Here is a 13,501-nt window from a genome sequence, read left to right on the forward strand (position 1 = left end):
GGGAAAAAAGAAGAGTTTAAGGAAATTTTGGCAATTTTAAGAAAGCAGAATCCTGATAGGATAAGGGTTCTGTGAAATTTGTCGTGTACAGAGTTCCTGAAATTATTTTTGATTTACTTTCTGTTCAATTTCTTCAATGCTGGTGTGGCGCACATCCATTCCCTTAGCCATATAAATCACCTGCTCGGAAATGTTGCGCGCGTGGTCACCAATCCTTTCCAATGAACGCAGCACCCACATCACATTGATGACACGCGAAATATGGCGCGGGTCTTCAATCATATAGGTCATCAGGGTACGCGTTGCCGACTGGTATTCACGGTCAATATCCACATCCGCCATCACCACCTTTAAGGCCTGATCCACATCCAGACGGGCAAAGGCATCCAAAGCATCATGGATCATCACGCGAACCTGGTTACCAATATGGCGTGTTTCCATATAACCACGCGGTGACTCCCCCTCTTTACACAGGTTTTGGGCAATACGCGCAATCTTTGCTGCTTCGTCACCAATACGTTCAAGGTCGGTATTGGCCTTGCTCATCGCAATGACCATACGCAGGTCAATCGCTGCGGGATGGCGGCGTGCCAGAATCAGGGTTAAGCCCTCATCAATATCCCGTTCAAGCTGATTGACAGTATTGTCCTTGAACTGAACATCAATCGCCAGGTTTGCGTCGGTATCCAGCAGGGCATGAATTGCATTGGCAACCTGTTGCTCGACCAAACCGCCCATGGTCATAAACTTGGTATGCACATCTTGTAAGTCTTCATTAAATTGTGAAGAAATATGGTGACTTAACACAGGATTACTTGGACTCACAGTATGCCTCCACTAGACACATGGAAAATGATGGGTGATTAAAACACAGCAATGATGAAACTTTTATGACAATAACACAGCTGAGTCAAAAGTCGATTGGTGCGAATTGATAAAACAAAAATCTAAAAATCTGTTAGTCTAAATACCTAGCTTGACGGAGCGCAGTTAATTAACTGCTGAGATTATCTTAATCACAAGATTTAAAGACAAGTACCGTTGAACCTGATCAGGTTAACACCTGCGTAGGAATCAAGCCCAACAAAAGCCTCGCCTTTATTTATCAAAGAGATAAATTCGCTATCGTTTTTGCTCGTGCTTGATTCGTTAATGTAATACATAAGGATCATGCCATGAACCAATTAACGAATCTTCCCTCTGCTGATATTTCCGCTCAACATGAGCAAGATGCTAAAGATTTAACCCGTATTTTACCCTCATCAAAAAAAGTCTATGTAACAGGCTCTCGCCCAGATATCCAAGTTCCATTTCGCGAAATTAGCTTGACAGAAACACCGACAGGTCTAGGTGGTGAATATAATCCACCTGTTATGGTTTATGACACCTCAGGTGTTTATACCGATCCTGATGTACAAATTGACTTAAATCAAGGTCTACCTTCTGTCCGTCAAACTTGGATTGAAGAACGTGATGACACCGATGTACTCTCAAGTTTAAGTTCTGATTTTGGTCAAGCTCGCTTAAAAGATATTCGTACTGCTGACATTCGTTTTGCTCATATTCAAAATCCTCGTCGAGCTAAAGCAGGTAAAAACGTTACCCAAATGCACTATGCCAAACAAGGCATAATTACGCCTGAAATGGAATATATTGCAATTCGTGAAAATCAACGCCAAGGTGAAGGCGTAGACATGCGTCAGCATGCAGGACAAAACTTTGGTGCTCAGAATTTAAGAGAAATCACCCCTGAGTTTGTCCGTCAAGAAGTTGCCGCAGGTCGTGCGATTATTCCTGCCAACATTAATCATCCTGAAATTGAACCAATGATTATTGGTCGCAACTTTTTAGTAAAAATTAATGCCAATATTGGCAACTCGGCACTCGGTTCATCAATTGATGAAGAGGTGGCAAAAATGACCTGGGCAACCCGCTGGGGCGCCGACACTATCATGGACTTATCGACGGGTAAGAATATTCATGAAACCAGAGAGTGGATTATCCGTAACTCTCCTGTACCAATTGGTACCGTGCCTATTTATCAAGCTTTAGAAAAAGTAGATGGTGTCGCGGAAGATCTCACTTGGGAAATCTTTAAAGACACTTTGATTGAGCAAGCTGAACAAGGTGTCGATTATTTCACCATTCACGCAGGTGTGTTATTACGCTACGTGCCTATGACCGCCAATCGTCTGACAGGCATCGTGTCGCGTGGTGGCTCAATTATGGCGCAATGGTGTCTTGCGCATCATCAAGAAAACTTCTTGTATACGCATTTCGATGAAATCTGTGAAATCATGAAAGCCTATGACGTTTCATTTAGCTTAGGTGATGGGTTACGTCCAGGCTGTGTGCAGGATGCCAATGACGAAGCACAATTTAGTGAACTTAAGACATTAGGTGAACTGACACATCGCGCCTGGGAACATGATGTACAGGTGATGATTGAGGGTCCTGGTCATGTGCCAATGCATATGATCAAGGAGAATATGGACCTACAACTGGAAGTGTGTAAGGAAGCGCCATTCTATACACTGGGGCCATTAACAACTGACATTGCTCCAGGTTATGACCATATCACCTCGGCGATTGGTGCCGCGATGATTGGCTGGTATGGTACTGCCATGCTCTGTTATGTCACACCAAAAGAGCATTTAGGTCTACCCAACAAGAAAGATGTCAAGGATGGGATTATCACCTATAAGATTGCGGCGCATGCAGCGGACCTGGCAAAGGGGCATCCAGGTGCACAGGTACGTGACAACGCACTGTCCAAGGCACGTTTTGAGTTCCGTTGGGATGACCAGTTTAACCTGAGTCTGGACCCAGATACGGCACGCAGCATGCATGACGAAACCTTGCCAAAAGAGGCACATAAATCAGCGCATTTCTGCTCCATGTGCGGACCAAAATTCTGCTCCATGAAGATTACTCAGAATGTGCGAGATTATGCGCAAAATCAACACAATGCCAATCAGTCAAATGATGTGGAAAAAGATATTGAAGCAGGTCTCAGTGCCATGAAAACCGCTTATCAGGAACATGGTCAAAAATTGTACCACAAGCTGTAAATCGCCTAAAAAAAGATTTGCCCATGAATCATTCTCGGTTAGGATGAGATATGTACAATCTCATCCTGATTGAAGATGAATATTCTTGACCACGCCAGCTATTCAGCATCCGACGTTACGATAGAATCTCGAGAGTTTCTATTCCGAGGATTCATTCAAGTTGAGAAAGTGAGCTTTCGACACCGACTGTTTAATCAGCCAGATTACTCACCCGTGATTCAGCGTGAGCTGATCCATCGCCCAGAAGCCGCTGGTGTCTTGCTTTATAATGACCAACAACAACGCTTTGCACTCATTGAGCAGTTTCGGGTCGGTGCATTAAATGACTCCGAGTCAGCATGGCAACTTGAAGTCATTGCTGGTGTGCTGGATGGAGACGAAGCACCAGAAGACTGTATCCGTCGGGAAAGCCTGGAAGAATCGGGTTGTGAGGTTCAACAGCTCCAGCATTTATTTAGTTTTTACCCTTCTGCGGGGGCATGCTCGGAATTTTTTCACTTGTATGCGGCAGAAGTAGAATTACCAAAAATGGGGGGCATCTTTGGGATGCCAGATGAAGGGGAGAATATCCAGCTTCATTTATTTGACTATTCAGAACTAGGCACTTTACTTAAGAATGGACGTTTGAGAAATGCACCTGTGATTATGGCATTGCAGTGGCTGGCTCAACACTTACAACAACGATAAGAATCTGAGGGACTACAGACGGTGACTTTCCAGGTCTCAGCGTTATCGCAAAAAGATTTTGTGATGATACAGATTACTGATACCCATTTACTGGAGTATCCGCATCTGGAGTTTGTCGGGATGCATCCCGAGCAAAGCTTTCATGCAGTAATCGACTTGATGCGCCAACAGCACCCCCATATTGACCTGATTGTGCATACAGGTGATCTGGCTCAGAACCCGACACCAGTGACCTACAATCGCTATCTGCAACATATGCAGAGTCTGGGCATTCCTTTCTTCCATACCCCAGGCAATCATGATGATGTTGTCCATTTTCCTTTCCATGAAAGCGACCAGACACAGGTAACGGTTGTTGAACTTGGCAAATGGTGCATTATTTTACTGAACAGTGCACAGCCACAGCGTATTGATGGAAAAATCGCGGATGGTCAGTTGGCACAGTTGACCAGACTATTACAACAGTTAAAAGACCGCTATGTGCTTATTGCCTGCCATCACCATCCTTTTGCGATGGAATCTGCTTGGATTGATCAACATAAACTAAAGAACTCATCTGATTTACTCGAAACGATTCGACCTTTTTCAAATATCAAAGCCATCATCTGTGGTCATGTCCACCAAGACTCTATTAACGGATGGCAAGATATTCAATTTTTATCAACTCCATCAACCTGTATTCAGTTCAAACCGAAAAGTGATAAATTCGCCCTGGATGAGGAACATCCTGGTTACCGTTATATCTGCCTTAAGGCCAATGGCGAGCTGGAAACACAGGTCTATCGGCTTCCGACTTCCCAGCGTATGAACAGCTCAGAAGTTTTGGGATATGATTAGCGACTGTTGATTACAAATCACATCCACGATTTCTCACGAAATCTAGACAGGAATGACTACCATCTTGTCTAAAAACTCTATATGATGACGACCCCTGATGGGGAAAACCATCTTCGGTTTATATAAAAACACTTGCATATCACCATATTTTTTGCGTATAGATAGTACGTGTATGATGAGGAATGCCCTATATGGCGAATGACAACCAAAATCAAGTCCTGGACGAACAGACAGAAGTGATTGACGATCAAAAAGCGCCTGTAAAACGTGTGCGTAAAACCAAACCCAAGTCTGCGGAAGGTGGAACCACCGCAAGTCTGTTTGGCATCGCACCTTATCAGCCAAAGAAAAACGAAGAATATATGTCTGAAAGGCAGCTTGAGCATTTCCGCCAGATTTTGAATGCATGGAAAGCTGAGTTAATGTCTGAAGTTGATCGTACCCTGAACACCATGCAGGATGAATCAACTGCATTGCCTGATGTCAATGACCGAGCAACACAGGAAGAAGAGTTTGCGATTGAGTTACGCACCCGTGACCGTGAGCGTAAGCTGATTCGTAAAATCGAACAGTCGATTGAGGCGATCCAGAACGAAGATTATGGTTTCTGTGAAACCTGTGGCATTGAGATTGGCCTACGCCGTCTGGAAGCACGTCCAACGGCAACGCTCTGTATCGATTGCAAAACTTTGGCAGAAATCAAAGAAAAGCAAAACAACGGTTAATTTTGACAACCGTGTTAAGCCATGAAGCGAAGCACAGCTTCGCTCTTGCGCAGCGGCAAAGCGATACTTTGCTTAATCGTCGCTCATACATCGGACGTTTTGCCCCCTCTCCCACTGGCCCCTTACATTTTGGGTCCCTGCTTACCGCAGTCGCAAGCTATTGTGATGCCAAGGCCAATCATGGCAAATGGCTGGTTCGCATTGAAGACACCGACATTCCACGCATTTATCCCCATAGTGAAGCCCACATTCTCTCCTGTATTGATGCATTTCAGTTTGAACCTGATGCCGAAATCATTTTCCAGAAAGATCGTTTAGAGCTTTATGAACAGGTGCTTGAACAGCTTAAACAAATCCAGGCGGTTTATGCCTGTCAATGCACACGTAAAATGCTGGGTTCCAATCATATCTATGCAGGTACTTGTCGTGACCTCCGTCTTGATTTCAGCCAGCAAGCGATTCGCCTAAAGGTCACTGATCAGCGCATTTGTTTTGATGATCGTTTACAGGGCCAGCAATGCTCAAACTTGCAACATGATCTCGGCGATTTTGTGCTAAAACGCCGAGATGGCATTATTAGCTACCAATTGGCTGTCGTGGTCGATGATTATTTACAGGGGATTACCCATGTGGTTCGTGGTGCAGATTTACTGGATAATACCACTCGCCAAATCTGGCTCGGTTCACTGTTAAATTATCCCGTTTTAAACTATATGCATTTACCCCTCGCCATGAATGATCAGGGACAAAAACTGTCAAAGCAGAATATGGCACAGGCACTCGATACCACTAAAGCCGCCGAACTGCTACAGCAGGCGATTTTAGCACTGGGTCAGCCTGATGTTGAACTTGACCAACCCCGAATCATGCTCAAACAGGCGGTGCAACAATGGAATGTTGCTTTAATTCCAAAAGGTAGTCAGTTGGCTGGAATATACCTATAGGCAATAAAAAAGCCCTATGCATGGCAAAGGGCTTCTCTCAAACTTTCAAGCTTGATTAACTAGAAGTTTGATTCTTCTTTTACTGGATTCAACTCTTGCGTTGATGCATCAATTTTCAGAATCAGACTGATCATGGCTGCACACATCATCAATGACGTACCCCCATAACTAATGAATGGCAATGTTAAACCTTTAGTTGGCATCAAGCCCATATTCATGCCCGCATTCACCAAAATCTGTAGCAGGAAAATAATGCTGATGCCATAGGCCAAATAGCCTGCACGCAGGTAGTTGTGTTGCAATGCACGGTGGCCAATACGAATACAGCATGCCAGCATGGTAAATGACAGCGCCATCACAATGGTCACGCCAACAAAACCAAACTCCTCACCTAGAACTGCCAACATAAAGTCAGTATGTGCTTCTGGAAGATAGGACAGCTTCTGGACACTGTGTCCCAATCCCGTGCCAAACCATTCACCACGTCCAAATGCCATCAATGCATTGGAAAGCTGGTAGCCAACGCCCAATGGATCAGCCCAGGGATTGGTAAATGAAATCAGGCGCTGAAAGCGGAAAGGCTCAAACAGGATCAGTGCCGTCACGCCCGCAACAATTGCCCCCAGCATAATCAGGAACTGTGTTGCTGGCGCACCTGCCAGAAAAAATACACCCACCATCATCAAAACAATCACGACGGTGGCCCCCAAGTCAGGCTCAGCCACAATGAAGCCAACGGTTAGGGCCATGACACCACTCAGGCGCAGCAAACCTTTCCAGTGCGTTCGCACCTCTTTGGCACGGCGAACCACATAGTCAGCGGTAAAAATTGCCATCACGATCTTGGCAATCTCTGTAGGCTGCAAGGTAAAGCCACCCACCTTAATCCAGCGGTGTGCCCCATTCACTTCGGAACCCACAACCAGTACGGCGAGCAGCAAGACGATGGTAATCAACCATAACGGGAATGCATTTTTAAACCATAGATTGAGGGAGACCCGATAGGTTAAAAATGCCACCACCGCCGCAACCACAATCGAGATACCATGACGAATCAGGAAGTAGAATGGGTTTTCATGAATATATTCCGCATACGGCATCGAGGCTGACGCCACCATCACCGAACCGAAGCACAGCAGGGAAATCACAGAGAAAATCAGGATATTGCGTGCTGTCATTTCTGCTGGAAACTTGGGCAAACGATTCAGCAGCTGTGAAATCTTCTGTACAGTCTTTTGTATAGCGTTTTGGGCTAAATCAGCCATAACTCTGTCCCTAGTTTTTATTTTCATTCAAGGCATTTACACAGGCCACGAATTGATGTCCACGATCATTGTAGCTCTTAAACATATCAAAGCTGGCGCATGCTGGCGAGAGTAAAACCACATCCTTTGCATGGGTCGCCTGTTGGGCCAAATCCACCGCATGCTTTAGGCTATTGGCATGCTGGATGATGGTGGTTCCCTGAATGGCCTGTTCAATCACTGCCGCATCTTCACCAATCAGAATCACACTCTTGACATATTTCTGGATGGCATCACGTAATGGCTTAAAGTCCTGTCCCTTGCCCTGCCCCCCGAGAATCAGTGCCAGCTTGCCTTTCTTGACCTCAATCGCAGCCCCTAAACCATCAATTGCCGCCAGTGTTGCGCCAACATTCGTTCCCTTGGAATCGTTATAGTAGCGTACCCCATCAACAGTTTTGACGTATTCACAGCGATGTTCCAGCCCCTTAAAGGTTTTTAGGGTGTCAAGCATGGATTGCATTGGCAAGCCAACCGCCTCACCCAATGCCAGGCAGGCCAGTGCATTGGCAACGTTGTGCATCCCCTGAATGTACATTTCGGAAGTTTTAAGTAACCGTTCACGTCCACGCGCCAACCACATGGTACCATCTGCATCTCGCAACACGCCATACTGATTCAGGTCAGGCGCATTAAGACCAAAACTTTGCATCGGCGTGACATCTGGAACCAGTGGACGGCTTAGGTTGTCATCACGGTTATAGACTACTTTTTTCACGCCCTGAAAAATACGGTGCTTGGCCTTGTGGTATCCCAACATATTGCCATGACGATCCAAATGATCTTCACTCATGTTCAACACCACAGCCACTTCCGCATTCAGGTGGGAAGTTGTTTCAAGCTGAAAGCTGGACAGTTCCAGCACAATCAGCTCAGGTTGATCTTTCAGTAAATCCAGTGCAGGACGGCCAAGGTTGCCACCCACAGCCACTTTTTTGCCTGCATCCTGCGCCATCAAGCCAACCAATGTGGTCACGGTGCTTTTTGCATTTGAGCCTGTAATTGCAATAATTGGAACTTCTGTTGCGCGACGTAACAGCTGGATATCGCCCACAACAGCAATACCCTGCTCAATCGCCTGCTGGATTTCAGGTAGCTGTGGCGCAAGGCCTGGACTTAGGATAATTTCTTCTGCTTGTTGTAAAAGCTCTGAATCGAGTTTGCCAAAGCTGGTTTTCACTCCAGCGGGAATCTGGTCATGCCCAGGGGGAGTTTCCCGAGAATCCGTAACTGCAACCTGGTAGCCTTGTTCATGTAAAAAGTTAACCGCCGACACACCTGAAATCCCCAGGCCCGCCACGACTTTTAATCCACCACGTTGTATTAACATTTTCGTTCCATTTTTGCAGTTCACAGAATGGCAAAAATGTTAGCACTTTACTGTTTTAAATGCTTTTTCAGTTTTGGTTTTATTCAGGCTTTTTTGTGTCAGTGCGTAAAAGTAAAAAAATCGCCCATATCCTTAAATATGGGCAACCCTTATATTGCTAACGCCACTTTACCGTTTGGATCGCCTGTGACTTTTTCGTCTCTTTTTCATCAGTAGAACAGCCACAGCCCCCAGCACAACCCACCACCATTTTAGGTTTTAACCATGTGGCCAGACGTTGCCACCCTAAATGCTGGCACAGGTTGGATAAAGCCAGAAATGCTGCATTTGCTGTTTGAGGAAATACTTTCTTAAATACTACCACAGCACTCCACAGCACCAATACAGCAACAATCAAGTACTCAAACATAAGCATCTCTCCAATGATTCCCTGCCTTTGTTAAAGGGGGGCAGGTGGTATTTGCTACCCCCAAATGCGTGATGCAATCTGGTAGGTAAAAAACGACATTAAGTAGGCCAATCCAAACAAATACGCAGTCATCGCCGCCACATGCTTCCATGAACCCGTTTCACGGCGTACCGTTGCCAGTGTTGCCAGACAATGCGGCGCATAGATAAACCACACCAGCAAAGACAAACCTGTTGCCAGCGACCAGCCTGTACCATCAGCACTGATCAAGTGTGCCAAGCCTTGTGCCACCGCATCATCGTCTGCACCCGACAGTGCATAGACGGTACCCAGTGCAGCCACCACCACTTCACGGGCCGCCATCGCTGGGATCAAGGCGATACAGATTTGCCAGTTAAAGCCAATCGGGGCAAAAATAGGCTGGATCACATGCCCCAGCATCCCTGCAAAGCTGTAGTCAATTGCAGGTTGGGTTGCACCCTCTGGTGCCTGCGGAAAAGTACACAGGAACCAAAGCAAAATCGACAGCGCAAAGATAATGCCACCGACACGTTTTAAGAAAATTTTGGCGCGGTCCAGCAGTCCAATCCCGACACTTTTCAGGTCTGGAATACGGTAACTTGGCAACTCAAGCAACAACGCATGTTGTGATTTGTCCTTTTGCAGGAATTTCATCACGATGGAAACACAAAGCGCGCTAAAAATCCCTGACATATACAGGCCAAACAACACCAGACCTTGCAGGTTAAAAATGCCCCACACGGTTTGCGCTGGAATAAAGGCCGCAATCAGCAAGGCATATACAGGTAACCGTGCTGAGCAGGTCATCAGCGGCGCCACCATAATCGTGGTAAAACGATCACGTGGATCACTGATACTACGGGTTGCCATAATTCCAGGCACGGCACAGGCAAAACTTGAAAGCAATGGAATAAAGGCGCGCCCACTCAGACCAGCCTTGAACATCAACTTATCTAACAGGAACGCTGCCCGTGGCAAGTAACCTGATTCTTCCAGCACCAGAATAAAGAAGAACAAGATCAGGATTTGTGGCAGGAACACCACCACACCACCAGCCCCTGCAATAATGCCATCCACAACCAGACTTTGCAGCAATGGCTGGGAAATGTGTTGCCCCAAGGTTTCTCCAAGCCAGCCAAACAGGCTTTCAATCCCATCCATGAATGGTGCAGCCCAGGCAAAGACCGCCTGAAAGACAATAAACATCATCACAGCCAAAGTGATCAGGCCCAGCACTGGATGCAGGAAAATCTTATCCAGAAAATCGGTGCGCTTATCTTCCTGATCAACGAAATTCACCACATCCCTGAAAATCGTTTCAATTTTCTGATGGTGTCCACCTTTCAAACCACTGAGCTCTGTTTGTGGAACCGTGTATTTCTCCTGGTCCAGTGCGTGCAACAGGTTTTCAATGCCTGTGTTACGGACTGCTACAGTCTCGACCACGGGTACGCCCAAACGTTCTGACAGTTTCTGGGTATTGATCTGGATGCCACGGCGACGTGCCTCATCCATCATGTTCAACACCACCAGTATTGGGCGGCCCAGTTCAATGATTTCCAGCACCAAGCCTAAATGCAATTTTAAGTTGGTTGCATCCACCACGCATAAAAAGGCATCCTGCTGCCCCTCTTCCGCGATCTTGCCCTGACAGACATCACGGGTGATTTCCTCATCTGGACTGGTGGCCTCTAAGCTATAGGTTCCTGGCAAATCCAGGACACGAACACTCCGACCTGACGGCAACTGGAAATGCCCGACCTTACGCTCTACCGTTACCCCTGCATAGTTGGCAACCTTTTGGCGGGTTCCTGTCAGGTGGTTGAATAAAGAGGTTTTACCACAGTTTGGATTCCCCACGAGGGCAACACGTAACGCATCACTCATGCAGGTGCTCCTTCAAGTTGAATTTCAATTTTTTCAGCCTCAGTTTTGCGTAATGCGAAACGAGTAAAGCCAATCTGGATTAGAATCGGATCGCCACCAAACACACCTTTGGTAATTACCTGCACCTGAGTGCCTGGCACAAAGCCCAAACTCTCTAAACGCACTGCTACAAGATCTGGCTGTCCAGTCTCATCGACCAGGCGATTCACCTTAGTGATTATCGCCGTTTGCTTGACTTTTAATGCTGACAATCGCACCGCTTCTAACCCTTGACTCTTTTATTGCAAGTATACAGGCAAATGAGAATAATTACCAAAAACAATATCAATGGCATTTCCTTTTTTGACAGATCGACAACACAAAATTTTTCTTTTACAGTGCAGATGAATCAAGGACACTGGCTGTTATGTTAAATAAAAAACCTCGTATTCCCTCTGCGGTCAACATTCCTGAACATTTGAGTTTTTTACAGGGTTTTCGTGATTATCTGGTGGCGCAAACCGTTAGCCCCCATACCCGTAATGCCTATCTCTCCGACCTGATTCAGTGCAGCGAATTACACACATCGGTTTCATTACCGCAATGGTCGAGTGCTGACATTGCCGATGTGCTGATTGCGCTGACCAAGTCTGGTAAAAGTCCCCGTTCAATTGCACGTTGCCTATCGGCCCTGAGACAGTTCTATAAATTTTTAAGGGAACAAAAACTGAGGGATGACAACCCTGTTGCCACCCATCAATCCCCTAAAATTGGTCGAGCATTGCCAAAGGATTTATCAGAACAGGATGTTGAGTCGCTGATCAATGCGCCTGACACTAACACCGCCCTAGGCCTACGTGACCGTGCCATGCTGGAAGTGCTGTATGCCTGCGGCTTACGTGTCTCTGAGTTGCTCAATTTACGCATGGAACTGATCAATTTAAAGCAGGGCTTTTTACGCATCACAGGCAAGGGCAATAAAGAGCGTCTTGTTCCACTCGGACAATATGCCTGTGACTGGATTGAAAAATATCTGACGGAATCCCGTCCGCAGCTCTACAAGAGCAGTACCGATTATCTGTTTCTGACCCAGCACGGTGGCATCATGAGCCGCCAGAACTTTTGGTACGCGATTAAACGCTATGCGCTACAGGCCAATATTCAGGCGGAGTTATCACCGCATACCCTGCGCCATGCCTTTGCCACCCATCTTCTCAATCACGGCGCGGATTTACGTGTGGTGCAAATGCTGCTTGGGCATAGTGACCTCTCCACCACCCAGATTTATACCCATGTTGCTCAACACCGTATGCAGGAGTTGCATGGTAAATACCATCCACGGGGATAAAACCACCACTTGTCCAAGATTGGGATAAAACTTGATTTTGTTCACAATGCATCAGCAAGATTTAACGAAGTCATGGCATTTTTTTGTTATGCTAAGCCCCTGAATATATGAATATGAACAAAAAAGGTTCCTTATGTTGTTTAACCGTTCCAAGCTTGTACTTGCATGTACATTAGCATCGACATTATTGGTAAGTGCTTGCTCAAAAGAAAACTCAGCACAAAAACAAGATGCCCTGACAGCGAGTGCGCCTGCAACTGGTGAAGCATCAACCTTAAATGAACGCAATACCCAGCAGCGTCTGGTTTCAACGCTGGAAAAGCATTTTAAAACCGCCAATATCAATGCCAAAATTTTGGCGGTGAAAAAAACCGAAGTGCCCAACTTATACTGGGTGAGTCTGGAAGGGATGGGTTCAGTTTATGCCACGGCTGACGGGCAGTATATTATTCAGGGTGATGTAATTCGTTTAGGCGACAAACAGTTGCACAATGTCAGTGAGGCATTGCAGTCAACAGAGAATAAAAAACACTTGGCCGCCCTTAAAACAGAAGACCTGATTGTTTATCCAGCGCAGGGCGGTAAAGCCAAACATGTGATTTATGTGTTTACCGATTCAAGCTGCCCTTACTGCCACAAACTGCATGAACATCTGGCTGAAATTACCGCTAAAGGCATTGAAGTGCGTTACATCGCATGGCCTCGTGGTGAGCAGTTTATGCCAACCATGACCGCGATCTGGTGTAGTGAAGACCGTAAGGCCGCCTTTGATCAAGCCGTTCAGGGTTTACCTGTCCTCGCTGGAGAATGTAAAAACCCAGTACGTGACCAATATCAACTGGGTCTCAACATGGGCGTAAATGGCACCCCAGCAATTTACAATGTTGAGGGTGAATATCTGGGTGGTTATATGACCCCTGACGAGATCATCAAGCGACTTGAAAAATAAATTATTCTCT

Annotated in this window: 13 protein-coding genes and 1 riboswitch; of the genes, 7 read left to right on the plus strand and 6 right to left on the minus strand. The window is 46.1% G+C overall.

Features of this window, described 5'->3' with window-relative positions:
- Nucleotides 1-102 precede the first annotated feature (102 nt).
- Nucleotides 103-825 (minus strand): phosphate signaling complex protein PhoU, encoded by a 723-nt coding sequence (gene phoU / locus F988_RS01765; protein ID WP_004680754.1) that lies wholly within the window; start codon nucleotides 823-825, stop codon nucleotides 103-105.
- 145 nt (nucleotides 826-970) lie between these two features.
- Nucleotides 971-1,091, plus strand: a riboswitch (TPP riboswitch).
- A gap of 84 nt (nucleotides 1,092-1,175) precedes the next feature.
- Here phoU and thiC point away from each other — a divergent pair.
- From thiC to gluQRS, 5 genes are all read left to right on the plus strand, one after another.
- On the plus strand, nucleotides 1,176-3,071 hold the full coding sequence (thiC, locus tag F988_RS01770) for a phosphomethylpyrimidine synthase ThiC (RefSeq protein WP_004680755.1): 1,896 nt from the start codon (nucleotides 1,176-1,178) through the stop codon (nucleotides 3,069-3,071).
- 75 nt (nucleotides 3,072-3,146) lie between these two features.
- Nucleotides 3,147-3,758, plus strand: coding sequence for an NUDIX domain-containing protein (locus tag F988_RS01775; protein ID WP_004680756.1), 612 nt, complete (start codon nucleotides 3,147-3,149; stop codon nucleotides 3,756-3,758).
- A 21-nt stretch (nucleotides 3,759-3,779) separates the two neighbouring features.
- Entirely contained in the window at nucleotides 3,780-4,595 is an 816-nt protein-coding gene (gene cpdA, locus F988_RS01780; RefSeq protein WP_004680757.1) for a 3',5'-cyclic-AMP phosphodiesterase, read from the plus strand.
- Nucleotides 4,596-4,786: 191 nt separating this feature from the next.
- Entirely contained in the window at nucleotides 4,787-5,320 is a 534-nt protein-coding gene (gene dksA / locus F988_RS01785) for an RNA polymerase-binding protein DksA (RefSeq protein ID WP_004680758.1), read from the plus strand.
- Between the two features lie 11 nt (nucleotides 5,321-5,331).
- Nucleotides 5,332-6,264 (plus strand): tRNA glutamyl-Q(34) synthetase GluQRS, encoded by a 933-nt coding sequence (gene gluQRS, locus F988_RS01790; protein WP_004680759.1) that lies wholly within the window; start codon nucleotides 5,332-5,334, stop codon nucleotides 6,262-6,264.
- Nucleotides 6,265-6,323: 59 nt separating this feature from the next.
- On the opposite strand, the gene ftsW is transcribed toward gluQRS, so the two are convergent.
- The 5 genes from ftsW to F988_RS01815 all read right to left on the minus strand — a co-directional run bounded on the left by ftsW (nucleotide 6,324) and on the right by F988_RS01815 (nucleotide 11,472).
- Nucleotides 6,324-7,529 carry a putative lipid II flippase FtsW gene (gene ftsW, locus F988_RS01795; RefSeq protein WP_004674301.1) on the minus strand — a complete coding sequence of 402 codons (1,206 nt, stop codon included), beginning with the start codon at nucleotides 7,527-7,529 and terminating at the stop codon, nucleotides 6,324-6,326.
- A 10-nt stretch (nucleotides 7,530-7,539) separates the two neighbouring features.
- Nucleotides 7,540-8,898 carry a UDP-N-acetylmuramoyl-L-alanine--D-glutamate ligase gene (gene murD / locus F988_RS01800; protein WP_004680760.1) on the minus strand — a complete coding sequence of 453 codons (1,359 nt, stop codon included), beginning with the start codon at nucleotides 8,896-8,898 and terminating at the stop codon, nucleotides 7,540-7,542.
- Between the two features lie 157 nt (nucleotides 8,899-9,055).
- Entirely contained in the window at nucleotides 9,056-9,307 is a 252-nt protein-coding gene (locus F988_RS01805; protein ID WP_004680761.1) for a DUF6587 family protein, read from the minus strand.
- 54 nt (nucleotides 9,308-9,361) lie between these two features.
- Nucleotides 9,362-11,215 (minus strand): ferrous iron transporter B, encoded by a 1,854-nt coding sequence (gene feoB / locus F988_RS01810; RefSeq protein WP_004674298.1) that lies wholly within the window; start codon nucleotides 11,213-11,215, stop codon nucleotides 9,362-9,364.
- The gene (locus F988_RS01815; protein ID WP_004674296.1) at nucleotides 11,212-11,472 is read right to left on the minus strand and encodes a FeoA family protein; all 261 of its coding nucleotides are present in this window, start codon (nucleotides 11,470-11,472) and stop codon (nucleotides 11,212-11,214) included. The genes feoB and F988_RS01815 overlap by 4 nt, the downstream gene beginning before the upstream one ends.
- 149 nt (nucleotides 11,473-11,621) lie before the next feature.
- Here F988_RS01815 and xerD point away from each other — a divergent pair, with 149 nt between their 5' ends.
- Both xerD and F988_RS01825 read left to right on the plus strand, forming a co-directional pair.
- On the plus strand, nucleotides 11,622-12,542 hold the full coding sequence (gene xerD, locus F988_RS01820) for a site-specific tyrosine recombinase XerD (RefSeq protein WP_004680762.1): 921 nt from the start codon (nucleotides 11,622-11,624) through the stop codon (nucleotides 12,540-12,542).
- A gap of 133 nt (nucleotides 12,543-12,675) precedes the next feature.
- Nucleotides 12,676-13,491: a DsbC family protein gene (locus tag F988_RS01825; protein ID WP_004680763.1), complete on the plus strand. Its 816-nt coding sequence runs from the start codon at nucleotides 12,676-12,678 to the stop codon at nucleotides 13,489-13,491.
- Nucleotides 13,492-13,501: the final 10 nt, after the last annotated feature.

Source organism: Acinetobacter parvus DSM 16617 = CIP 108168, assembly GCF_000368025.1.
Taxonomy (GTDB): domain Bacteria; phylum Pseudomonadota; class Gammaproteobacteria; order Pseudomonadales; family Moraxellaceae; genus Acinetobacter; species Acinetobacter parvus.